The organism is Novosphingobium sp. BF6, assembly GCF_058273105.1.
Window position 1 is genome coordinate 965,621 of the sequence record NZ_CM177775.1, and the last position, 21,697, is coordinate 987,317.

Below are 21,697 nucleotides of genomic sequence, written 5' to 3' on the forward strand. Positions count from 1 at the left end.
GATCCTACTGGTAGAGCGTGCCGGTATTGACGACCGGCTGGGTGTCGCGCTCGCCGCAGAGGACGACCATCAGGTTCGAGACCATCGCCGCGCGGCGCTCGTCGTCGAGTTCGACCACATTCTTTTCCGAGAGCTGCGCCAGCGCCATCTCGACCATCGAGACGGCGCCTTCGACCAGCTTGCGGCGGGCGGCGATCACCGCTTCGGCCTGCTGGCGGCGCAGCATCGCCCCGGCGATCTCCGGCGCATAGGCGAGGTGGGTGAGGCCGCATTCGTCGACGGTGATGCCCGCCACGCGCAGGCGCTCGATCAGTTCGGTGCGCAGTTCGGCGTTCACCTGCTCGTGGCTGCCGCGCAGGGTGATCTCGGCATCCTCCACATCGTCATAGGCATAGCGTGAGCCGATCGAGCGCACGGCGCCCTCTATCTGGACATTCACGAACGCCTTGTAGTCGTCGACGTCGTAAAGCGCCTGCGCGGTATCGGCGACGCGCCAGACGACATTGGTGGCGATCTCGATCGGATTGCCGCGCAAGTCGTTAACCTTGAGCTTCTCCGACACGACGTTGTTGGCGCGCACCGAGATCTTGCGTTTGGCCATCCACGGCCAGACCCAGCGCAGCCCGGCCGCGCGGTCAGTGCCGCGATAGGAGCCGAACAGCGTCACCGCTGCCGCCTGATTGGGCTGGATCATGTAGAAGCCCGAGGCGATCAGCACCTCGGCGATCAGGGCGGGGACGATGAAGACGAGGAAGCCCAGCACGGCAGAAGGGGAAGGATCGCCGCTGGCCAGCGTCACCACGCCCATGACGATGGCGGCGAGCACGCCGAGGAAGACCAGCAGCATGAGGTAGCCGCTCATGCTGGAGGCTCTGGTCTCACGACTGGAATTGATCGGAAGATGCGTATCGGCCATCGCGTGTTTCCCCTCTTAAAGTGATATCACATTAATATCATAAGTGAACATTTGGTCAAGCGGGGTTGAAAAACGCGAGCACGATGGCTAATTGGGCGTTGCGGGCCGGGCCCCTCTGGCGCGGCGTTTCCCTGGGAAGCGCCTCGTGATGTCGGACCGCATCGGGTGAAACCGATGCAGGTTCCGGGGACCCATCCAGCCCCGCACAGCTCAGGCAACAGGAACCTTGCTTCGGGTCATCCGATCGAACCAACAACCGTTCGATAGGGATTTGACTATGACCGACAAGATGTTCCGCCTGCTGGAGCGAAACCAGAAGCTCGACACCCTGCTGCGCCTCGCGCAGGGTAGACGCTTTGCCGATCCCCTCGAGATCGCAAGGCTGAAGAGACTGAAACAGGAGTTCAGGGGCAGACTCGCGCGGTTGCTACTCCCCCCAGCGACCGTTGCAACCGGTCTGTAACCCTCGCGCCGGCGCGTTCCCCCCCATTTTCGCGTCGGCGCTTCCTGTTTACCCAGTTTCGGGAGCAACCCCGTGGATTTCCTTTTCACTGACCTGCTGGGCACACCCGCATGGTTCTGGCTGGCCTTCGCCGTCCTCGTCTTCGTTCTGACCGCCTTCGACCTCGGCTTCCTGCACAAGGAGGACCGGGAGATGGGTATTGCCGAATCGCTAAAGCTCTCGGTGTTCTACATCGCCGTGGCCATGGCCTTCGGCGGCTGGGTCTGGTGGGCCAAGGGTTCGGAAGACGGCATCGCCTATTTCACCGGCTACTTCATCGAGAAGGCGCTCTCGATCGACAACGTCTTCGTGATTTCGATGATCTTCGGCTTCTTCGCGATTGCGCCCAAGTACCAGTACCGCGCCCTGCTCTGGGGCATCATGGCGGTGATCGTGCTGCGCGGGCTGATGATCGCGGGCGGCGTGGCGCTGGTGTCGCAGGCGCACTGGGTCATGTATATCTTCGCCGCCTTCCTGGTGTTCACCGGCGTGAAGATGCTCTTCGCCAAGGAGCAGGACCCGGATATCGGCAACAACCCGGCGATCCGCTGGATCTCGCGCCACATGCGCGTGACCAAGGCACATTACGGCGAACACTTCTTCGTGCGCGAGCGCAACGACGCGGGCAGGCTGGTCTGGGCGGCGACCCCGCTGTTCCTGGCGCTGGTGATCATCAACCTGGCCGATCTGGTCTTCGCGGTGGACTCGGTCCCGGCGATCTTCTCGATCACCACCGACACCTTCATCGTCTATACCTCGAACATCATGGCGATCCTCGGCCTGCGGGCGCTTTACTTCGCGCTGGCGGCGATGGTGCATCGCTTCCATTACCTGAAGTATGCGCTGGCGCTGGTCCTGGTGTTCATCGGCGCGAAGATCCTGGTGGCCGACCTCGTGCTGGGCGGCGCGAAGTTCCCGCCGCTCGTCAGTCTCGGCGTGACCCTGGCGCTGATCGCGGGCGGAGTGGGCTGGTCCTTATGGAAGACGCGGGACGAGGAAATGCCACAGACCGGCCACTGACCCCTCCGGCTATGAACGGACGAGGCGCGCTGCTAGGGCGGGCGGATGGCGCGCCTCATCCTGTTCAACAAGCCCTACGACGTCCTCTCGCAGTTCACCGACGCGCGCTCGCCCACGCCGCGCGCGACGCTCTCGGACTTCATCGACCTGCCGGGCGTCTATCCGGCGGGGCGACTCGATCGCGACAGCGAAGGGCTGCTGCTGCTCACCGACGACGGCCGCCTCCAGTCGCGGATTTCCGACCCGCGCTTCAAGACCGCCAAGACCTATCTCGCGCAAGTGGAAGGCGAGCCGGACGAGGCGGCGCTCGAAGCGCTGCGCGGGGGCGTCGTGCTGAGCGACGGGCCGACTCGCCCGGCTTCGGCACGGCGGATCGAGGACCCGCTGCTCTGGCCGCGCAATCCGCCGGTGCGGTTCCGCAAGACCGTGGCGGATTGCTGGATCGAACTGACCATTGCCGAAGGACGCAATCGTCAGGTTCGCCGCATGACCGCCGCGGTCGGCCATCCGACCCTGCGCCTCGTGCGGCAGAGGATCGGGGACTGGTCGCTCGGCGATCTGGCGCCCGGAGAATGGCGGGCGATTTCGGTTTGATCGCGATACTTGCATTTTTCGCGATAGAGGCTATATAGGCAGGGCTACGTCGCCTGCGACGGGAACCGTGGCTGCAAACCGGCAGCCTCTTCTCCCCATTTCAGCTGCCTGGCCCTCAAGGCCGAAGCGCGCTTTGTGCGCGGCAGCACTGGGGCAACCCTATTTCGGACTGGATGCTTTGGCCAAGGAAGAACTGCTGACCATGGAGGGTTTCATCGAAGAAATCCTTCCCGACGGACGTTTCGCTGTCGTGCTCGACAACGAGCACAGGATCATCGCCTATACCGCGGGCAAGATGCGCAAGTTCCGCATCCGCTCGGTGGTGGGTGACCGTGTGCACGTCGAAATGACGCCTTACGATCTGACGAAGGGTCGGATCGTCTTCCGCGAACGCACCCCCGGACAGACGGGCGGTCCGCCCAAGCGGCGCAGCAATTTTAGAAGATAAGAGGATGCGGCCTTCGAGCCGCCTATAAGGAAAATATGAAGTACCAACGACCGGATGCCTTCAAGCGCATCCATGCAGTATCCCATTCGCTTCCGCTCGTTCCCGCCGCCTTCCGGCGCGAGATCGAGCCGGGCACGCTCTCCGGCCAGGACCTGCGGCGTCTCGTCGCAGCGATGGTCGACTGACCGTCCGGCCCAGGAGCCATGAAAAAACCCCCGTCGGCCAAGGCCTGCGGGGGTTTTTCGTATCTGTCATCGAACTTCGGGCCCGATTCGATCAGACCTTGGGCCTGCGCCCTTCCTCGATCCGTCGGATCTGGTCGGACATGGCGCGCCAGGCGGCTTCCGATCGAAGTTCCCGGTCACGCACATTGGCGAGTTTCGCAAGGGAGGCGGCATCCGCCGCTTCCTGGGCACGAGCCTCGCAGAAGTCACGGGTAAAGGCCATCTGCAAACTCGCCTTGGGGAGGGGGAGGGGACGAGCCGCAGCGGCCCGCCCCTCCCGGAAAATCAGGCCGACTTCAGGTTGACGGCCGAAGCCTTGCCGTTGCGGCCGACTTCGACGTCGTAGGACAGGCGCTGCTCCTTTTCGAGCGTTTGCATGCCGGCGTTCTGGACGGCCGAGATGTGGACGAAGCTGTCCTGGCCGCCGTCTTCCGGTGCGATGAAGCCATAGCCCTTGTCGGTGTTGAAGAATTTCACGGTGCCGATCGGCATTTTTGTTTCCTTTCAAGAAACGGAGTGCGAACCCGGTAGAATTGCCGGGCCCGGTCGTGCATCAGTGCGTCAATTGAAAGGAAATCGTACCAGCCTTTACTTGCCCGGAAAAATTTCCGAAGCCCGAACGAGAACTGGCGATGCCCGTCGCAAATTCGACATCAGCGGGGCCTTATATAACATGATCCCGCCCGAATACCTAACGACAACGGGGAAGGGTCTGAAATGGCGAGATTCAGGCGTTTCGAACGCGGCCGAGTGGACTGCAATCGTTGCTCAAGGTCCGCCATGGCCGTCCCGCGAGCCACTCGGTCGCGGCAGATCGGACGCAGGTCTTCCCCACTTCTCGTCATCTCCGCGAAGGCGGGAGTCCGGCTTGCCTTGCGCGGGCGAGAGGGCGGAAAAGGCCGCGGGCGCGACGGCAGGAGGACGGACAGGAGAACCGATAGCTCTCCCGCCCCGTAATGTCCTTCTCAGCGCGTGCCGAGATCGCCCTTGCCGACGGTGCCGCTGGCCATGTCCAGCATCCGGTCGAGGCTCTTCTTGGCATCGAGGCGAAGCTGTTCGTCGATCTCGATGCGCGGCTCCAGGTCGCGCAGGGCCACGTAGAGCTTCTCCAGCGTGTTGAGCGCCATGTAGGGGCAGATGTTGCAGTTGCAGTTGCCGTCCGCACCCGGCGCGCCGATGAAGGTCTTGTTCGGGATCGCCAGCTGCATCTGGTGGATGATGTGCGGCTCGGTGGCGACGATCAGCGTGTCGGCATCGGTGGTCTTGGCGTACTGGAGAATGCCGCTGGTCGAGCCGACGTAGTCCGCGTGATCGACGATGTGCGGCGGGCATTCCGGATGCGCGGCGATCGGCGCGGTCGGGTGCTGGGCCTTGAGCTTGAGCAACTCGGTCTCGCTGAACGCCTCGTGGACGATGCACACGCCCGGCCAGAGCAGCATTTCGCGGCCGAACTTGCGACTGAGATAGCCGCCGAGGTGGCGGTCCGGCCCGAAGATGATCTTCTGGTCGGCGGGGATCTGCTGGAGGATCGTCTCGGCGCTGGAGCTGGTGACGATGATGTCGGACAGCGCCTTCACCTCGGTCGAGCAGTTGATGTAGGTCAGCGCGATGTGATCGGGATGGGCTTCGCGGAAGGCCTTGAACTTCTCCGGCGGGCAGGAGTCCTCAAGGCTGCACCCGGCTTCGAGGTCGGGGAGCACCACGATCTTGTTCGGCGAGAGAATCTTGGCGGTCTCGGCCATGAACTTTACGCCGCAGAAGGCGATCACGTCCGCATCGGTCTCGGCGGCCTTGCGGCTGAGTTCAAGGCTGTCGCCAACGAAGTCGGCCAGGTCCTGAAGCTCGGGGCGCTGGTAGTAGTGCGCCAGGATGACCGCGTTGCGTTCCTTGCGCAGCCGCTCGATTTCGGCGCGCACGTCGATACCGGAAAGGTCGGCGGGCATTACGGTCATGGTATCCCTCTGTCTGGTCGCTCCGGCGTTTTACCGATCTTTCGGTTGCCGGGATTTGGCGCCTATCTAGGGATGCTTGCGGCGAGACCCAAGGAAAATATGGCGCGATCAGGCATCGGCTGCGCACAGCGACCAGATGTCGTCCTGGCGGGTCACGAGGCGGCGCCGTTCCAGATCGAGGAGGTGGGCCAGCACCGAGCGTCCGGCGGCAGGCCAGAGGCGCTCGTCGACGCCCTTGTACATCAGCGGCACCATCGCCGCGACCGTGTGATTACCTTCTTCTATCTGCCGGAGAATCTGCCGTTCGCGCTGGCGGCGATGGCCGATCATCCCGCGCACCAGCTGGCGCGGCTTCTCCACCGCCGGGCCGTGGGCGGGGAAATAGACGGTGTCCTGCTCGCGCTCGTAGAGCTTCTGGAGGCTGGCGAGATAGTCGGTCATGTCCCCGTCCGGCGGGGAGACGACGCTGGTGGACCAGCCCATGACGTGATCGCCGGTGAACATCGCGCCGGTCTCGGCAAGGGCGAAGCAGACGTGGTTGGACGTGTGGCCCGGCGTGGTGACGGCCTCCAGGGTCCAGCCCTGACCGGAGATCGTCTCGCCGTCGGCCAACACGCGGTCGGGGCGGTAGTCGGGGTCGAAGGCGGCATCGGCGCGGGGGCCGTCGTCGTCGAGCGTCAGGGGAGCGCAACCGACGATCGGCGCGCCGGTCAGCGCTTTCAGCGGCGCGGCGGCGGGCGAGTGGTCGCGGTGGGTATGGGTGCAGCAGATCGCCACGACTTTCGCCTCGCCGACCGCTGCCAGCATCGCGCCCAGATGTTCGGGGTCGGCCGGGCCGGGATCGATCACCGCGACTTCGGCGCCGTCGCCGACGATATAGGTCTGGGTGCCGGTGAAGGTGAAAGGCGAGGGGTTGCGCGCCAGCACGCGGCGTACGAGCGGGGCGATCCGCTCGGCTTCGGCATAGGGTCTTGCGATATCGTTCAGCGCGTCCATGCCGCCGATATGGGCATTGGCGGGGAGCCTGTCGAGCGTCGCTTAACTGGCGAGGCGCCGTTCCAGACGCTCCCGGAGGCGCTCGATCGCGCTCGGCTGGACTTCGCCGAACAGACGCCAGCGACCGTCGAGCCGCAGCAGCCGGTCGTAGAAGCGCTGGGTGGCTTCGACCAGATCGACGATCTCCGGCCGCAGCCGGGCCAGTTCTCCTGCGTTCGAATGGCGCAGGTCGGGCGAGAGGCGGCCGTTGCGGCGCAGCTGGAAATGGCTGATCTCGCCCATGAAATAGGCACGGTGGTTCAGCAGCCAGCCGATCGCATGCATCATCCGCGTGGTCGTGCGCAGGCCTTCGCTCGACAGCGCCAGGCGCAGCGGCTCGTCGTTGCCCGCGTGATCCGGCGGGGCGAACACATGGCGCACTTCATCCGCCAGCAGCAGCGCCTCGCAATAGAGCGCCTCGACGATGCGCGGATTTATGGTCGCGGAGTTCGGCATGTGCGGCTGGTATTTCCGAACAAGGAGTCCGGAGCAACTGCCCGAACGGCATTTTCCGAGACGAATCCGGCCCTTGTCTCCAATCGGTACGGTTTTGTCGGGTGCGCTCGTCACATCCGTGACGGGCTTGGGCAGGTGCTGCACAAAAACTAAGCGATGATATCCGGAATCAGGAAGTCCTCGATCACCGCGATCTGGTCCTTCAGCCGCAGCTTGCGCTTTTTCAGGCGGGCGATCTGCAGCTGGTCGCCCGCGCCGGGCGTCGTCAGGGCATCGATCGCCGCGTCGAGATCGCGATGCTCGATCTTGAGGATTTCTAGGCGTTTACGCATTTCCTCTTCGGTCACGCCGGGATTTCCTATTCTCGAATGGCAGTCTGCGGATGCGAAATTTCCATGCCCTGCTCGACGCAGCAGACACGCGATTCACCGATATGAAGCATTAGCGGTCTTCGCAAGATGGGCCGGATGTGGTTCCATCCGTTTTGCGCCGGATTGCTCATGCCGAGTCGCCAAGAGAGGTCGCAGGCATGGGGGCCGGCCCACCCCCCGAAAATAGAGGAGAACCGTCCATGGATAGTTCGCACGTCAGCGCTCTGCAGCTCAAGCATGCCGGAATCGAAAGACAGATTCATGACGAGATGAGCCGCCCGATACCTGACGCAGCCATGATTCAGGCCCTCAAGAAGCGTAAGCTCAGGATCAAGGAAGAGATTTCTCGCCATTAAGCACTCATAGCGATTGCCAGGCGCTCCCGGTGCGGCTCCTCCTCGGAAGAGCGCATTGGGGGCAGCCAGGTGCGAGAGTGCAAGGGCAAACTTCCCTTTTCCCGCTAACACATCTTTTAACCGGCACCGCGTTTCCAAAGCGCTCGCTTTGGGTTACTCGGGTTTCATGACCAGCGGCGCCGTAGAAGCAGCACGAAACATCCTCACCCGCCTCCACGAGGTCATGGCGTCGCGCAATCACGCCCAGGCCAAGCTGAATACCGTGGTCGAAGTGATCGGCGAATGCCTCAACAGCGAGGTCTGCTCGATCTACCTCCTGCGCGAAGGCATGCTGGAACTGTTCGCGACGCGCGGGCTGGCGCAGGAAGCCGTCCACGTCACCCGCATGGCCGTGGGTGAAGGCCTTGTCGGCACGATCGCCGACCGGATCGAGACGCTGAACCTTGCCGAAGCCGCTGCGCATCCGGACTTTTCCTATCGCCCCGAAACCGGCGAGGATCGTTACCATTCCTTCGCAGGCGTGCCGATCGTGCGCCGTGAGCGGGCCGCGGGCGTGCTCTGCGTCCAGCATGTCGAACCGCGCCGCTACGAGGAAGTCGAGATCGAGGCGCTCCAGACGGTCGCCATGGTCCTGTCCGAACTCATCACCAATGCCGACCTGATCGACGAAGTGGATGTTCACGGGCCGGGCGCGGCGCAGACCGGGCCGGAGCAGCTGCGCGGGCTGACTTTGGTGAAGGGCCTCGCTTCCGGACAGGCGGTCTATCACCAGCCGCGCGTCACGATCGAGCACGTCGTCGCCGAGGATACCGAGGCCGAGCGCCAGCGCGTGATCCATGCCTTCGACAAGATGCGCGAGCAGATCGACCGCATGGCCAGCCAGGCCGAATTCGGCATGGGCGGCGAGCATGACGAAGTGCTCGATACCTACCGCATGTTCGCCTACGACGAAGGCTGGACGCGGCGGATCAATGAAGCGATCGATTCCGGCCTCACCGCCGAAGCTGCGATCGAGCGCGTGCAGCAGCGCACCCGCATGCGCATGCGCCAGATCGACGATCCCCTGCTGGCGGACCGCATGCACGATCTGGAGGATCTGGCGAACCGACTCTTGCGGATCGTCTCGGGCCAGATCGGCACCGCCGCCTCGCTGGGCCTGCGCAACGACGCGATCCTGATCGCCCGCAACCTCGGCCCGGCCGAACTGCTCGAATACGACAAGCGCCGCCTCAAGGGCGTGATCCTGGAGGAAGGCTCGCTCACCAGCCACGTCGTGATCGTGGCGCGGGCCATGGGCATTCCGGTGCTCGGACGCGTCCGCGGCCTGCGCGGCGTGGTGCGCGAAGGCGACCAGCTCCTGCTCGATGCCGATCAGGCGACGGCGATGGTCCGCCCCCCGGCCGGAGTGATCGAGGCGTTCGAGGCGCGCTTCGCCAAGAGCCGCCAGCGCCAGGCCGCTTATGCCGCCTTGCGCGAAGTGCAGCCGACCACGCGCGACGGCACCCGCATCCAGGTGATGATCAATGCGGGCCTGCGCGACGATATCGCCAATCTCAGCCAGACCGGCGCCGACGGTATCGGCCTGTTCCGCACCGAGTTCCAGTTCCTCGTCTCGGCCACGCTGCCCTCGCGCGAGCGGCAGACGCGGCTCTATCGCGACGTGATGGAGGCTGCCGGGGACAAGCCGGTGAAGTTCCGCACCGTCGATATCGGCGGCGACAAGACCCTGCCGTACCTCCGCCACGACGACGGCGAGGGTGAGGAGAACCCGGCGATGGGCTGGCGCGCGCTGCGCGTCGCGCTCGAACGCGAGGGGCTGCTCAAGGTGCAGGCCCGCGCCCTGCTCGAAGCGGCAGGCGGGCGCACGCTCCATGTCATGTTCCCGCTCGTTGCCGAGCCGTGGGAATTCGACCAGGCCAAGGCGGTCTTCGAAAAGCAGCTGGCTTTCCTGCGTAGCCAGAAGAAACTGCTTCCCGAGGCGATCCATTACGGGATCATGCTGGAAGTCCCGGCGCTGGCCGAGCAGCTCGACCTGCTGGCACCGAAGATCTCGTTCCTGTCGATCGGCACCAATGATCTCACCCAGTTCCTGTTCGCCGCCGACCGCGCCAACCCCAAGCTGGCCGAGCGCTACGATTGGGTAAGCCCGGCGATCCTGCGCTTCCTGCGCCGGGTGGTCCGCAGCGTCGAAGGCCACAATGTCGAGATCGCGGTCTGCGGCGAAATGGGCGGTCGCCGTCTGGAGGCGCTGGCGCTGCTGGGCCTCGGTATCCGCCGCCTGTCGATCACCCCGGCTTCGGTCGGGCCGATCAAGGACCTGGTCGGTCAGATCGATCTCCGTGAGATCGAGGCGGCCATGGAGCAGTGGCTGGCCCATCCGCCGCAGGACATGCGCGCGGCGCTCACTGCATGGGCTACCGAACGCGATATCTCGGTGGATTAAGGTTTCGCGTTCGGGCGGTTTACGCCATCGGACGACTTCCGTCGCCGCTCAAGCGATCCGGTCCCCTCCGTTGCCTGCCGGAGGCGGAGGCGGGGGCGGCAAAGGGCGAGATGGGGAAATGTCGAGTTTTCTCCGGATTTCCCCCGATTCACACCTTGAGCGAGAATTGACATAAAGCGGACTTGCGAGGATGTTATTCGCCGAGCACGGGGTCGCATCCGCCGCAAAACGATCGAGTTATCCGCTGTGTCGTGATTGACTTTGGATTCTCGCGCGGTTTGGTGGATTCCCGTCAGGTTCAGATCTACCATCCCTTCGGGAGCGGAATGGAAAACGTTGAAAATCAAGGGCCGGGAAACCAGGGACCCTCCGAAGGTTTGGGCAGTGCCGGGAACGGTGGTTCTTCGTCCACGGTCGGTGCCACCTTGCGCAAGGCGCGCGAAGCGGCGGGCCTGACCCTCGCGCAGATCGCCGTCAAGACACGGATTGCCGAACGCCACCTCTCCGCCATCGAGGAAGACCGGCTGGGCGACCTTGCCGCGCGCACTTACGCCGTCGGCTTCTCGCGTACTTATGCCCGTGCGCTGGGGCTGGATGACAAGGCGATTGCCGAACAGGTCCGTATCCAGCTCGATGCCGAAGGCGTGCGCGAGCCGGTGGTGGTGCCGCATTTCGAGCCGGGCGATCCGGCCCGTGTGCCTTCCCTGCGCCTCGCCTGGGTTGCCGCTGCCGGTGCGGTGGTGGTGATCGCGCTGCTGCTGGTGTTCTGGAGCAGCTATCTCTCGCCTGAGGGGCAGCTCCCCGATCTCACGTCCGACGCACCGAAACCCGCCGCCACGGTCGCCGCGACGCAGGCTCCGGCGCCCGCGCCGCAGCCGACGAACGGCCCGGTCGTGCTCACGGCCACGGTCGACGGCGTCTGGCTGCGGGTGACCGACAAGACCGGCAAGCTGCTGGAAAAGACCCTGAAGCAGGGCGAAAGCTGGACCGTGCCGCAAGGCGCGCAGGCGCCGCAGCTGCGGCTCGGCCGCCCTGACGGTCTTGCGATCACGGTCGGCGGCAAGGCGCTCGCGCCGCTGGCGACCAAGCCCACGGTGATGTCCGGCGTCTCGCTGCTTCCCGCCGACCTGCTGGCGCGGGGACAGGCCACGGCTCCGGTCTCGGCACCGACTCCGGCGGCCGCGGTTCCCACCGCGGGCGCTTCGGTTCCGGCACCGCTTTCCACCACTTCCAACTGAGCCTGCCTCGACAAGAGGGCGGCGCTTGCGGCAATTCGGCCCGCAAGGCATTTCTGGTTAACGAGCGGTTCCGTTTCTCCTGTCCATGGCGTCGCGGAACCCGATAGGGCGCGCGGGGCGCCCTGACACGGAGTAGACTTGGCGATGAACCGTTTTTCCATGGACCTGCGCCGTATGCGCCTCGCTGCGACGAGCGTGGTTGCGCTCGTGCTGGTGGGTGCAAGCCTGCCCGCCCAGGCGCAGGACAACACCAACGCCCGCCTGAACAAGGTGGAATCCGAAGTGCGCGCCCTTCAGCGCAAGGTGTTTCCGGGCGGCGACGGCAAGTTCTTCGAGCCGCAGATCACGCCCGCCACGCCGACCCCCACGCCGATGCCGGGCCAGCCCGCCTCGACGCCGATCGCCGACGTGCTCGTCCGCATCGACGCGGTGGAAGGCCAGCTGCGCCAGCTGACCGCGCAGGTCGAGCAGAACACCAACCGCATCAACCAGCTTGAGGCGCGCCTTGCCGCCGGTGCCGCCGCCGCGCCGGAACCGGGCGCGCTGTCGCCCGCGCCGATCCAGCAGCAGCCCGCTTCCGGCCTGTCGCCCGCACCTGCGCCGACTCCGGTTGCCAGCGCTCCTTCGCGCCCGGCCGCGCCGTCGAGTTCGCGGATCGAAGCGGTTCGCGCGATCGTCAAGCCGCAGACCGGCGATGCCGCCGACGACGAGTACAGCTACGGCTTCCGTCTCTGGGAAGCGAAGTTCTATCCCGAGGCCCAGCAGCAGCTGAAGCTCTATCTCGAAAAGTATCCCAAGCACGCGCGCGCCAGCTGGGGTCGTAACCTGCTCGGCCGCGCCTATCTCGACGACGGCAACGCGATGGAAGGCGCGAAGTGGTTCGTCCAGAACTACCAGACCGACAAGCGCGGCGACCGTGCGCCGGACAGCCTGCTCTACCTGGCCGTCTCGATGAAGCAGCTCAAGGACAGCAAGCGCGCCTGCATTGCACTGGCTGAATTCAGCGAGACTTATGCGGCAGAGGCCGCCGGTCGCCTCAAGAGCACCTACGATTCCACGCGCAATGGACTCAAGTGCGCCTGATCCGGTGCTGACGCCCGCTCTGGCGCCCGAGACTGTTCAGCGGTTTCGGGCGGGGCTGGCGGCGGTCTGGCCGGAGATCGGGAGTGACGCCCGGCTTGCCGTGGCCGTTTCCGGCGGGCCGGACAGCACCGCGCTCCTGCTGCTGGCCGATGCCGCCCTGCCGGGACGGGTGGAAGCCGCGACCGTCGACCACGGGCTTCGCCCCGAGAGTGCCGAAGAGGCTGCCGGAGTCGCGGCGCTCTGCGCAAGGCTCGGGCTGGCCCATGAAGCCCTGAAGGTCGATGTCGCGCCGGGCAATGTCCAGGCCGAGGCCCGCGCGGCGCGCTATGCGGCGATGGCGGCGTGGATCGAGCGCAGGGGCCTTGCCGCGCTGGCCACGGCGCACCATGCCGACGACCAGGCCGAGACCCTGCTCATGCGCCTCAACCGCGCCAGCGGCGTCGCCGGTCTGGCCGGCGCGCGCGGGCGCGGGGTAGTGCCCGGAACCGCGATTCCGCTGCTGCGGCCGGTGCTCGACTGGCGCCGCGCGGAGCTTGGCGCGGTGGTAGGGCAAGCCGGTGTCGAGACTGTGCAGGACCCCAGCAATACGAACGACCGTTTCGACCGGGTGCGTATCCGCAAGGCGCTTGCCGGGGCGGACTGGCTGGACGTGGCGGCCATCGCCCGCAGCGCCGAGCATCTCGCCGAAGCCGATGCCGCGCTGGACTGGATGGCGGCGCTGGAATGGCGCTCCTGCGTGAGCAGGGAGCCGATGGGCCTGCGCTATCGCCCGCAGGCGCCGCGCGCAGTGGTGCTGCGGGTACTGGCGCGCTGCGTCACCGAACTCGGCGGCGAGGAGCCGCGCGGCAGCGCCGTGGCGCGCCTGCTGGAGAGCCTGCGCGAAGGGCGCCCGGCTTCGATCGGCGACTTGGTGGCGCGGCCCAATGCGGGTGGCTGGAGCTTCGCCCGTGCGCCGGTCCGCGCGGCGCGGAAGAAGACATAGCGGCGGGTTTTCCGGCAGCGGGAATCCCGCCCGCCCCGCAAATCCGTGGCGTCGCGGACCGAACGGGTATAAGGGCGCGCGGATGTTACGCTTGTCCGACCTTACCCTGCCGCTCGACCATGCTCCCGAGGACCTCGACGCCGCCGTCTGCGCGCGGCTGGGAATCGCCTCGGACGAACTGGAGCGCGTCGTCATGGTGCGCCGGGGCAACGACGCGCGGCGCAAGAACGCGATCAAGCTGGTCTACACGCTCGATCTCGTGGTGAAGGACGAGGCGAAAGTGCTGGCCGCCCACCACGGCGACCAGCATGTGCGCCCGACGCCCGATACCTCTTACAAGTTCGTCACCCACGCGCCCGCCGATTACGACGGCCCGCGCCCGGTGGTGATCGGCGCCGGTCCCTGCGGGCTGCTGGCGGCGCTGGTCCTGGCGCAGATGGGCTTCCGGCCGATCATCGTCGAGCGCGGCAAGGCCGTGCGCGAGCGGACCAAGGACACCTGGGGCCTGTGGCGCCGCTCGGTGCTCGACACGGAAAGCAATGTCCAGTTCGGCGAGGGCGGCGCGGGCACGTTCTCCGACGGCAAGCTCTACAGCCGCATCAAGGACAGCCGCCATCTCGGCCGCAAGGTCCTGACCGAATTCGTCAAGGCCGGAGCGCCCGACGACATCCTTACCGAGGCGCACCCGCATATCGGCACCTTCCGTCTGGTGACGATGGTGATGTCGATGCGCGAGACGATCGAGCAGCTCGGCGGCGAGTACCGCTTCGGCACCCGCGTCGACGACTTCGAGATCGAGGAAAACGCGGACGGCGAGCGCCGGATCACCGGCCTGCACCTGTCGAACGGCGAGTACCTGCCCGCCAGCCACGTCATCATGGCGGTCGGCCACTCGGCGCGCGATACTTTCGAGGTGCTGCACGAACGCGGCGTCTATATCGAGGCCAAGCCCTTCGCGATCGGCGTGCGCATCGAGCATCCCCAGAGCTGGATCGACACCGCCCGCTACGGCGACAATGCGGGCAACAAGATCCTCGGCGCGGCGGCCTATTCGATCGCGCACAAGGCCTCCAACGGGCGTACCGTCTACAGCTTCTGCATGTGCCCCGGCGGCCGCGTGGTGGCGGCGGCGAGCGAGCCGGGCCGCGTCGTCACCAACGGCATGAGCCAGTATTCGCGCGCCGAGTTCAACGCCAATTCCGGCCTCGTCGTCGATATCGATCCGGACAAGGACTACCCCGGCGATCCGCTGGCGGGCGTGGCCTTCCAGCGCAAGTTCGAGGAACTGGCCTACAAGGCGGGCGGCGAGAACTACAAGGCGCCGGGCCAGAAGCTGGGCGACTTCCTGGCCGACCGGCCCTCGACCGAGTTCGGCGAAGTGATCCCCAGCTATCAGCCGGGCGTCCACCTGACCGAACTCAAGCAGTGCCTGCCCGACTTCGTGGTCGATGCCATCCGCGAGGCGCTGCCGGTGTTCGGCCGCCAGGTGCCGGGCTACGATCACCCCGACGTGGTGATGACGGGCGTGGAGACGCGCACGTCCTCGCCGATACGGATCACCCGCGGCCGGGACCTGCAGAGCCTCAACACGCGCGGTCTCTACCCGGCGGGCGAGGGCGCTGGCTATGCGGGCGGCATCCTTTCGGCGGCGGTGGACGGCATCCGCGTGGCCGAGGCGCTGGCGCTGGAACTGGCTCCGGCTGAGGGTCAGTCCGAGCGGTGATGCTTCGACAAGCTCAGCATGAGCGGGAGGTTTCGGCACCTCTCGCATCCCCGGTCGTTTGTTTCAGACGCGCTCTTCTTGCCCACGTCGCTCGTCCTGAGCCAGTCGAAGGACGGAAGCCTTGAGCGAGACTTACGACGCCATCGTCCTCGGCGCAGGCGCAGCCGGGCTGTTCTGTGCGGCCACGGCCGGGCAGCGCGGCAAGCGCGTGCTGCTGCTCGACCATGCCGACCAGCCGGGCAAGAAGATCCTGATTTCGGGCGGCGGGCGCTGCAACTTCACCAATATCCACACGGCACCCGATCGCTACCTCTCGGGCAATGCCCATTTCGCCAAGTCGGCGCTGAGCCGCTACACGGCCGCCGATTTCATTGCGATGGTGGATGCTTACGGTATCGCCTGGCACGAGAAGACGCTGGGCCAGCTGTTCTGCGACGGCTCGGCGAAGCAGATCGTCGCCATGCTGCTGGAAGAGTGCGCCAAGGGCGGTGTCGAGGTGAACTGCGGCGATGCCCTTGGCGAGATCGGGCATGGCGACGGTCTCTACCGCGTGGCGTTCGGCACGCGGGTCGCCACGGCGCCGGCGCTGGTGATCGCCACCGGCGGGCCGTCGATCCCCAAGATGGGCGCGACCGGGGTGGCCTATGACCTTGCGCGCAAGTTCGGCCTCAAGGTCGTTCAGCCGCGTCCGGCACTGGTGCCGCTGACGCTGGCGGGTGACGAGGCGTTGTTCCGCGATCTTTCCGGCGTCTCCACCGAAGTGGTGACCCGGTGCGGCAAGGCGGCGTTCCGCGAGGCGGCGCTGTTCACCCACCGGGGGCTGTCCGGCCCGGCGATCCTCCAGATTTCGAGCTACTGGCAGCGCGGCCAGACGGTGACGACGCAGTTCCTGCCGGACCGCACCGAAGGTTGGCTCAAGGACGCCAAGCGCGACCGTCCCCGCACCAGCCTGCGCAAGGTGCTGGGCGAGCGGCTGCCCGACCGATTGGCGGAAGTGCTCTGCGAAAAGCTCGGCCTGCCAGGCGAACTCGGCGCGATGTCCGACAAGGCGCTGGCCGCCGCCGAAGCAAAGTTGGCGCGCTGGCCTTTCGTGCCGGACGGCTCGGAAGGCTTCGCCAAGGCCGAAGTGACGGCGGGCGGGATCGATACCGCCGGTCTGTCGTCGAAGACCATGGAAGCGCGCAAGGTTCCGGGTCTCTACGTGATCGGCGAGGCGGCGGACGTGACCGGCTGGCTCGGCGGCTACAACTTCCAGTGGGCCTGGGCGAGCGCGCGGGCGGCAGGGCTGGCGCTCTGACGCTTTACAGCGTCATCAGGATCTCGCGCCGGTTCTCGCCTTGCCAGGCCAGCGTGCGGTCCAGCAGGGCGATCGTCACCGCACAACCGGCGGCATCGTCGCGCTTGCCCGACATCGCCTGTTTCACGGTATCGCGGCTGAGCCGGGTGGCGGCGACGACCTGATCGATCAGCCTGCCCGGCACCATGGCCGAACGCTCGCCATGGCCCTTGGGACGGCCCAGCTTGCCGGTTTCCGCGAGATGCGCCGCGAAGGCGCGTTCCTGTCCGCGCAGGTCCTCCGGAAGCGGGATCGCGCCGTGGAGTACGCCGGTATTGCGCACATCGATACAGGCGGCGACGCTGCGGTTCTGTGCCGCCCTGAGCTGGGCGAGGCGTAAATGCATCGCGGTGTCGAGGTCGCCGCCCGCCAGTTCGCGGCCGTTAAGGAAGCTGCGCCCGCGCACGATCTCCACCACCTTGTCCACGACCGCTGCCTCGCTGTCGCCGTTTTCGAGGAGGGTGCGGGCCTGGGCGTTGAGCAGACCGGCGAGTTCCGGCTGCTTGTCCCACAGCCAGGACGGATCGTGGCCCTCTCCGAAGGCCTCGGAAACGGCGGCTTGCATCGCCTGCAAAGTGTCGCGCTCCAGCGATCCACGACTGGAGGAGCCGTTGGCCAAGGCGATGACGATGCCGAGCGCGATCACCCCGAAGAAGATCAGCAGGCCCGAGGCGAAAGGATTGCCGCCTTCCCACGAAGCGACTCGCTCCGGCGCGAAATGGGTTTCCAGTTCGGGGAAGTTCTGCCGCACGCCGCGCAGCAGGCTGTCCACTTCGCCCTGCGCCGGGCCGCGCAACATGCGAAAGCGGCTGGCCCGGCCGGGGCGGACGAGTTCGTTCCAGGCCTTGTGATAGCGGTGGCCGGGCTGGAGCACGCTCTGCTGGAAGCGATAGCCGCGCAGGCGGGCGCCGAGGAAGGCGACACCGGCGCGCGCATCGTGGGCGGCCCATTCGCGCTCCCAGCCGAAAGCGGCATTGGCGTCTTCGAGCAGCGGTGCCGAGCGCGGCCAGCCGCGTGCGAGCACTTCGGCCAGCCAGTCCTCGATCTGCTGGGCGCGGGTGATCTGCGCCTGGGCGGCATCGTCGAGGATCTTGCGCAAGGCGCGGGTCGCCTGCCGGGCTTCTGCCTCGGTGAGGGGGGCGCTGGCGGTCTCGCGCTCGGGATCGAGCAGGATCGCCAGCCGTTCCGCCGGGGTCTCGCCGGGGCGCAGGCCCAGCGTGTCGTCGGCGGCATGGTTGCCATGCAGCAACGGGGCGGTGAAGGGATCGATCGTGGTGAGCGGAATGCCTGCGCCGCTCACGCCCTCGCGCACGGCGGCGGCGGCCCAGGCCATGCGGCCGAGCATCGTCGTGTCGTCCGGCTCGCCGGGGCGGGAGGCAAGGTCGGCGTGGCTCCAGTCGCCGGAGAGCTGCGGCGCGGCGTAAGTCCAGCGCGGCGGGGCATCGGGGGAGGGGCCGAATTCGGGTTCACGGCCCGGTTCGGAGGGCTCCTCCGGCAGGGCGGCGGCAAGGTTACGCGCCAGCCGCAAGGCGTGGTCGCGGGCCTGGCGCAGCTGCGCGAAGCCCTCGACATCCTCGTCCACGTCCATAGCTTTCAGCCGCTCGGCATAGGCCTTGCGGATCGCGGCGGCGTCGGCGGTCCTGCCGATGCCGAGGATGGACCAGGGCGCCTGGCTCATAGCGGTGTCACGCTTTCCACTTCGTCGAGCCGGGCGACCAGCATCGCGCGGGCATCGGCGATGCGGCGCGGGTCCTGCGTGTCGAGCGCGCCTGCGAACAGGGTGATCCAGTGGCCGATCGCCTGCCGGACATCGCCGATATGGTCTTCGTAACATCGCTCGGCGCGGGTCATGACCGCGACGTTCCCGGCGTCCTCGCGCGGGTGGAACTTGAGCTTCGCCAGCGCGGCGCGGCGGCTGTCGAGTTCCTTGCGGCCGGGGCGGTCCTCTTCGTCGACGATCACGAGATTGCGCTCCACGCCGCTCGCCGGGACATGGACGTCGATCTCCAGCAGGCCGGAACTGTCGTAGGAGAAGCGCACTTCCGCCGAGACCTCGCCCGCGGCACGCGGAGGCACCGGAATGGCGATATGGCCGAGCTTCACATTGCCGCGCACTTCGCGGGCCTCGCCCTGATAGATGCCGAATTCCAGCGTCTTCTGGTTGTCGCCCAGGGTGGAATAGGTGTTCATCCGCGAGACCGGGACCGGCGTGTTGCGCTCGATTACCGGCGAGAACAGCCCGCGCTGAAGGCCGCCGTGGCCGTCCTGTTCGGCCACTTCCACGCCGAGGGTAAAGGGGCAGACGTCGGTGATGCGGATCTCGTCGAGCGCCGCGTCGCGCCCGACCAGCGCCGCCTGCATCGCCGCGCCCAGCGCCACCGCATGGTCGGGGTGAACCGAGGCGTTGGGGAAGCGGCCGAACAGGCGGGTGATCGCGCGGCGGACTACCGGCATGCGGGTGGCGCCGCCGACGAGCACGATCTCGGAGAGTTCCGAGGCGTCGATCGCGCAGTCGCGCAGGGCGCGCACCACGGGTTCGCGCAGGCGCCGCAAGAGCGGCTCGCAGGCGCTTTCGAATTCGGCTTCGGTGATGACGGTGGCAAGGCGTTCCTCGCCGAGGACCAGGGCGAACTCCGCCTCGCTGGCGGTGCTGAGTGCGCGGCGGCACGTCTCGGCGGCGCGCTTGAGCAGGGCCTCGCGCTGGGCTGCGGCTAGGGCGTCCAGCCGGTGGGCGGGATCGATGCGGGGCTTGGCCATGGCCGCCAGCGCATGGTCGAAGTCGTCGCCGCCCAATCGGTTATCGCCCGCAGAGGCGCGGACTTCGACCACGCCGTCGAACATCTCGACCACGGAAACGTCGAAAGTGCCGCCGCCGAGGTCGAAGACCAGGAACGGCTCGCGGTCGCCCTTGTCCTGGAGACCGAAGGCGAGCGCGGCGGCGGTCGGCTCGTTGATGAGGCGGCGGACGGTCAGGCCCGCCAGCTCGCCCGCACGGCGCGTGGCCTTGCGCTGGCGGTCGTTGAAATAGGCGGGCACGGTGACGACCGCTTCGGTTGGCCGCTCGCCGGTCAATGCCTCGACATCGGCGGCCAGCGCGCCGAGCACGAGGGCGGAGAGGTCTTCGGCCTTGTAGTCCCCGGCCTTATAGTCCTTGCCGCCGAGGCGCGTGGTACTGGCCGTGCCCATCAGGCGCTTGAAGCTGGTGGCGGTGTCCTGCGGGTGGGTGGCCAGACGGTCCAGCGCGGGGCGGCCGATCCAGGCCTGCCCGTCCCGTGCGATCGAGACGGCGGAAGGGGTGAGGAAATCGCCGAGGGCATTGGGAACGAGAACGGCCTCGCCGTCGCGCCATATCGCCACGGCACTGTTCGTAGTGCCCAGATCGATACCGATCAGCATGGCGCCGCCCCGCCCAGGTCCCCGAACACCGAAAACTTCCCCTCATCTTCGTCTTAACCGCCGGTTCTGCCTAGCGGCTCCGCCCGGCTATCGAAAGCGCGAAGTAGAGAGGAAGGCGCGGTTTGCAAGCCCGCGCCGGGGGTTTGCTCAGCCTTGGGTCGTCTGGCGCACGACGAGGCGGGGGGGCATGACCAGGCTCTGCACCGGCTGCCCGTCGCTTTGGCCCTCGATCCGGGCCTTGAGCTTCTCGACCAGCGCGCGGGCGCCCTCGGCGATTTCCTGGCGGATCGTGGTGAGCGGCGGCGTCGTCTGCGCGGCGAGCGGCAGGTCGTCGAAACCGACGACGCGGACATCGCCGGGCACCGCGCGGCCCCTGTCATGCAGCACGCGCAGGGCCGACATGGCGATGAGATCGGACGCGGCGACGATTCCGTCGATGGCCAGATCGGTTCCGGCAAGCGCCTGTTCGATCTGCGGCCCCATCGATTCGCCGGCGAGATCCACCGGCAGATGGGCGAAAGGCGCACCGGCGGCTTCGGCGGCCATCGCCGCGCCGCGATAGCGGATCGCGATCTCGATGCCGCGGGTCTGCCCCAGGAAGGCAAGGTTGCGCGCGCCCGAGGCCAGCAGGTGCTCCACCGCGATCCGGCCGCCTGCCTCGTTGTCGGTTCCCACCGCGCAATGGGTCTGGCCATGGCGGTACTGGCCCCAGGCAACCATCGGCCGATAGCCCTGGGCCACGCTTTCGATGACGTGGAACTGGTCGGATTGGCCGATGACGATGATCCCGTCGACCATGCCGGATCCGGCGATCCGCTCCAGCCAGTCGGCCGATCCGTCCGGCAGGGCACGGCTCAGCATCATGTCGTAGCCGCTCTCTGTCAGTTCGTCGGCGAGGCGGCCGAGCAGGGTGAGAAAGAACGGATCGGAAATCTGCTGGCGCTTTTCGTGGCCGAGCGGGATCACCACGCCGATCACCCCGGTACGGCCGGTGCGCAGCTTGCTGGCCATCTGGTTCGGCTTGAACCCGTGGTGGCGGGCGAGAGCCTGGATACGGTCGCGCGTCTCGGCATTGACGAGGGCCTTGCCCGCCAGCGCGCGAGAAACCGTTCCGGCCGAGACTCCGGCAAGGCGGGCAAGATCGGCGAGGGTGCGGACATGACGATTGGTCGAGCCGGACGATGCCCGATCTTCGGCGCCTTCCGCGCTTGCACCCGGCTGTGCTTTATCCCCTGACTGTGCCTTATCCAGCGTCTCGTCGTCGTTCCCCGCCATCCCTGCTTCCCTTTTTTTGGCCAACGGATGACGTGAGGAATCAGGCCGGGACCAGCACCTTTCCGCCGATCCGAAGTCGGTGGCGTCTTATAGATCAAGGAGATCGCCAGCGTCTCGATCAACCTGCCGGCAGCGATTAAAATATTGAAAACAGCGCACTTGGCTATGGGATGGTATTGAAGTGGGGAGGTTGCGAACGATACCCTTGTCCATGCTTTCCCGGCATGGCACCTCTCACGGTGCAAATTAATCAATTTCGCGCGGTTAAACGAATGTTGCGCGGCAGGGAAATCCCGTTACAACCTTGCCCCACACCGAAAGGACCGACCGGTCGCTTCGGGCCGGTT

22 protein-coding genes are annotated in these 21,697 nt (G+C 66.7%); 12 read left to right on the plus strand and 10 right to left on the minus strand.

Annotated elements, in window-relative coordinates:
* Positions 1 to 4 precede the first annotated feature (4 nt).
* Positions 5 to 916, minus strand: coding sequence for an SPFH domain-containing protein (locus AC4D6D_RS04775; protein WP_491326721.1), 912 nt, complete (start codon positions 914 to 916; stop codon positions 5 to 7).
* A 277-nt stretch (positions 917 to 1,193) separates the two neighbouring features.
* On the opposite strand from AC4D6D_RS04775, the gene AC4D6D_RS04780 reads away from it, so the two are divergent.
* The 5 genes from AC4D6D_RS04780 to AC4D6D_RS04800 all read left to right on the plus strand — a co-directional run bounded on the left by AC4D6D_RS04780 (position 1,194) and on the right by AC4D6D_RS04800 (position 3,665).
* On the plus strand, positions 1,194 to 1,379 hold the full coding sequence (locus AC4D6D_RS04780; RefSeq protein ID WP_147218453.1) for a DUF465 domain-containing protein: 186 nt from the start codon (positions 1,194 to 1,196) through the stop codon (positions 1,377 to 1,379).
* 72 nt (positions 1,380 to 1,451) lie between these two features.
* A complete protein-coding gene (locus tag AC4D6D_RS04785; protein ID WP_491326722.1) occupies positions 1,452 to 2,438 on the plus strand; it encodes a TerC family protein in 987 nt (328 codons plus the stop codon).
* Positions 2,439 to 2,483: 45 nt separating this feature from the next.
* The gene (locus tag AC4D6D_RS04790; RefSeq protein ID WP_491326723.1) at positions 2,484 to 3,032 is read left to right on the plus strand and encodes a pseudouridine synthase; all 549 of its coding nucleotides are present in this window, start codon (positions 2,484 to 2,486) and stop codon (positions 3,030 to 3,032) included.
* A gap of 178 nt (positions 3,033 to 3,210) precedes the next feature.
* Positions 3,211 to 3,480 (plus strand): translation initiation factor IF-1, encoded by a 270-nt coding sequence (infA, locus tag AC4D6D_RS04795; RefSeq protein WP_334181947.1) that lies wholly within the window; start codon positions 3,211 to 3,213, stop codon positions 3,478 to 3,480.
* 35 nt (positions 3,481 to 3,515) lie between these two features.
* A complete protein-coding gene (locus AC4D6D_RS04800; protein ID WP_186829970.1) occupies positions 3,516 to 3,665 on the plus strand; it encodes a hypothetical protein in 150 nt (49 codons plus the stop codon).
* A 91-nt stretch (positions 3,666 to 3,756) separates the two neighbouring features.
* On the opposite strand, the gene AC4D6D_RS04805 is transcribed toward AC4D6D_RS04800, so the two are convergent.
* From AC4D6D_RS04805 to AC4D6D_RS04830, 6 genes are all read right to left on the minus strand, one after another.
* On the minus strand, positions 3,757 to 3,927 hold the full coding sequence (locus AC4D6D_RS04805) for a hypothetical protein (RefSeq protein WP_186829971.1): 171 nt from the start codon (positions 3,925 to 3,927) through the stop codon (positions 3,757 to 3,759).
* A 62-nt stretch (positions 3,928 to 3,989) separates the two neighbouring features.
* On the minus strand, positions 3,990 to 4,196 hold the full coding sequence (locus tag AC4D6D_RS04810; RefSeq protein WP_147218460.1) for a cold-shock protein: 207 nt from the start codon (positions 4,194 to 4,196) through the stop codon (positions 3,990 to 3,992).
* 473 nt (positions 4,197 to 4,669) lie between these two features.
* Positions 4,670 to 5,656: a quinolinate synthase NadA gene (nadA, locus tag AC4D6D_RS04815; protein WP_491326724.1), complete on the minus strand. Its 987-nt coding sequence runs from the start codon at positions 5,654 to 5,656 to the stop codon at positions 4,670 to 4,672.
* Positions 5,657 to 5,764: 108 nt separating this feature from the next.
* Entirely contained in the window at positions 5,765 to 6,652 is an 888-nt protein-coding gene (locus tag AC4D6D_RS04820) for an MBL fold metallo-hydrolase (RefSeq protein WP_491326725.1), read from the minus strand.
* A gap of 42 nt (positions 6,653 to 6,694) precedes the next feature.
* Positions 6,695 to 7,147: a DUF1465 family protein gene (locus AC4D6D_RS04825; protein WP_147218466.1), complete on the minus strand. Its 453-nt coding sequence runs from the start codon at positions 7,145 to 7,147 to the stop codon at positions 6,695 to 6,697.
* 149 nt (positions 7,148 to 7,296) lie between these two features.
* Positions 7,297 to 7,494 (minus strand): DUF465 domain-containing protein, encoded by a 198-nt coding sequence (locus AC4D6D_RS04830; protein ID WP_147218468.1) that lies wholly within the window; start codon positions 7,492 to 7,494, stop codon positions 7,297 to 7,299.
* A gap of 224 nt (positions 7,495 to 7,718) precedes the next feature.
* Here AC4D6D_RS04830 and AC4D6D_RS04835 point away from each other — a divergent pair, with 224 nt between their 5' ends.
* The 7 genes from AC4D6D_RS04835 (at position 7,719) to AC4D6D_RS04865 (ending at position 16,640) form a co-directional block, all read left to right on the plus strand.
* Complete coding sequence (locus AC4D6D_RS04835; protein WP_086490165.1) at positions 7,719 to 7,874, plus strand: YdcH family protein; 156 nt, start codon at positions 7,719 to 7,721, stop codon at positions 7,872 to 7,874.
* 166 nt (positions 7,875 to 8,040) lie between these two features.
* Positions 8,041 to 10,317 (plus strand): phosphoenolpyruvate--protein phosphotransferase, encoded by a 2,277-nt coding sequence (gene ptsP, locus AC4D6D_RS04840; protein WP_491326726.1) that lies wholly within the window; start codon positions 8,041 to 8,043, stop codon positions 10,315 to 10,317.
* 377 nt (positions 10,318 to 10,694) lie between these two features.
* On the plus strand, positions 10,695 to 11,555 hold the full coding sequence (locus AC4D6D_RS04845; protein WP_491326727.1) for a helix-turn-helix domain-containing protein: 861 nt from the start codon (positions 10,695 to 10,697) through the stop codon (positions 11,553 to 11,555).
* Between the two features lie 144 nt (positions 11,556 to 11,699).
* Positions 11,700 to 12,638 carry a tetratricopeptide repeat protein gene (locus AC4D6D_RS04850; RefSeq protein ID WP_491326728.1) on the plus strand — a complete coding sequence of 313 codons (939 nt, stop codon included), beginning with the start codon at positions 11,700 to 11,702 and terminating at the stop codon, positions 12,636 to 12,638.
* Entirely contained in the window at positions 12,619 to 13,620 is a 1,002-nt protein-coding gene (gene tilS / locus AC4D6D_RS04855) for a tRNA lysidine(34) synthetase TilS (RefSeq protein WP_491326729.1), read from the plus strand. Before AC4D6D_RS04850 ends, tilS begins: the two co-directional genes overlap by 20 nt.
* Before the next feature lie 82 nt (positions 13,621 to 13,702).
* A complete protein-coding gene (locus tag AC4D6D_RS04860) occupies positions 13,703 to 15,343 on the plus strand; it encodes an NAD(P)/FAD-dependent oxidoreductase (protein ID WP_491326730.1) in 1,641 nt (546 codons plus the stop codon).
* 121 nt (positions 15,344 to 15,464) lie between these two features.
* On the plus strand, positions 15,465 to 16,640 hold the full coding sequence (locus AC4D6D_RS04865; RefSeq protein WP_491326731.1) for a BaiN/RdsA family NAD(P)/FAD-dependent oxidoreductase: 1,176 nt from the start codon (positions 15,465 to 15,467) through the stop codon (positions 16,638 to 16,640).
* A gap of 4 nt (positions 16,641 to 16,644) precedes the next feature.
* Here the strand turns inward: AC4D6D_RS04865 and AC4D6D_RS04870 are convergent, their stop codons facing one another.
* From AC4D6D_RS04870 to AC4D6D_RS04880, 3 genes are all read right to left on the minus strand, one after another.
* A complete protein-coding gene (locus AC4D6D_RS04870; RefSeq protein ID WP_491326732.1) occupies positions 16,645 to 18,357 on the minus strand; it encodes a hypothetical protein in 1,713 nt (570 codons plus the stop codon).
* Positions 18,354 to 20,075 (minus strand): Hsp70 family protein, encoded by a 1,722-nt coding sequence (locus AC4D6D_RS04875; RefSeq protein WP_491326733.1) that lies wholly within the window; start codon positions 20,073 to 20,075, stop codon positions 18,354 to 18,356. Before AC4D6D_RS04875 ends, AC4D6D_RS04870 begins: the two co-directional genes overlap by 4 nt.
* 147 nt (positions 20,076 to 20,222) lie before the next feature.
* The gene (locus tag AC4D6D_RS04880; RefSeq protein WP_491326734.1) at positions 20,223 to 21,350 is read right to left on the minus strand and encodes a LacI family DNA-binding transcriptional regulator; all 1,128 of its coding nucleotides are present in this window, start codon (positions 21,348 to 21,350) and stop codon (positions 20,223 to 20,225) included.
* Positions 21,351 to 21,697: the final 347 nt, after the last annotated feature.

Excerpts from the sequence above, each read along its gene's own strand:
- AC4D6D_RS04775 (WP_491326721.1), bottom strand. The coding sequence starts at position 916 with ATGGCCGATACGCATCTTCCGATCAATTCCAGTCGTGAGACCAGAGCC.
- AC4D6D_RS04780 (WP_147218453.1), top strand. The coding sequence starts at position 1,194 with ATGACCGACAAGATGTTCCGCCTGCTGGAGCGAAACCAGAAGCTCGAC.
- AC4D6D_RS04790 (WP_491326723.1), top strand. The coding sequence starts at position 2,484 with ATGGCGCGCCTCATCCTGTTCAACAAGCCCTACGACGTCCTCTCGCAG.
- AC4D6D_RS04800 (WP_186829970.1), top strand. The coding sequence starts at position 3,516 with ATGAAGTACCAACGACCGGATGCCTTCAAGCGCATCCATGCAGTATCC.
- AC4D6D_RS04805 (WP_186829971.1), bottom strand. The coding sequence starts at position 3,927 with ATGGCCTTTACCCGTGACTTCTGCGAGGCTCGTGCCCAGGAAGCGGCG.
- AC4D6D_RS04810 (WP_147218460.1), bottom strand. The coding sequence starts at position 4,196 with ATGCCGATCGGCACCGTGAAATTCTTCAACACCGACAAGGGCTATGGC.
- nadA (WP_491326724.1), bottom strand. The coding sequence starts at position 5,656 with ATGACCGTAATGCCCGCCGACCTTTCCGGTATCGACGTGCGCGCCGAA.
- AC4D6D_RS04820 (WP_491326725.1), bottom strand. The coding sequence starts at position 6,652 with ATGGACGCGCTGAACGATATCGCAAGACCCTATGCCGAAGCCGAGCGG.
- AC4D6D_RS04825 (WP_147218466.1), bottom strand. The coding sequence starts at position 7,147 with ATGCCGAACTCCGCGACCATAAATCCGCGCATCGTCGAGGCGCTCTAT.
- AC4D6D_RS04835 (WP_086490165.1), top strand. The coding sequence starts at position 7,719 with ATGGATAGTTCGCACGTCAGCGCTCTGCAGCTCAAGCATGCCGGAATC.
- ptsP (WP_491326726.1), top strand. The coding sequence starts at position 8,041 with ATGACCAGCGGCGCCGTAGAAGCAGCACGAAACATCCTCACCCGCCTC.
- AC4D6D_RS04850 (WP_491326728.1), top strand. The coding sequence starts at position 11,700 with ATGAACCGTTTTTCCATGGACCTGCGCCGTATGCGCCTCGCTGCGACG.
- tilS (WP_491326729.1), top strand. The coding sequence starts at position 12,619 with ATGGACTCAAGTGCGCCTGATCCGGTGCTGACGCCCGCTCTGGCGCCC.
- AC4D6D_RS04860 (WP_491326730.1), top strand. The coding sequence starts at position 13,703 with ATGTTACGCTTGTCCGACCTTACCCTGCCGCTCGACCATGCTCCCGAG.
- AC4D6D_RS04870 (WP_491326732.1), bottom strand. The coding sequence starts at position 18,357 with ATGAGCCAGGCGCCCTGGTCCATCCTCGGCATCGGCAGGACCGCCGAC.
- AC4D6D_RS04875 (WP_491326733.1), bottom strand. The coding sequence starts at position 20,075 with ATGCTGATCGGTATCGATCTGGGCACTACGAACAGTGCCGTGGCGATA.
- AC4D6D_RS04880 (WP_491326734.1), bottom strand. The coding sequence starts at position 21,350 with ATGGCGGGGAACGACGACGAGACGCTGGATAAGGCACAGTCAGGGGAT.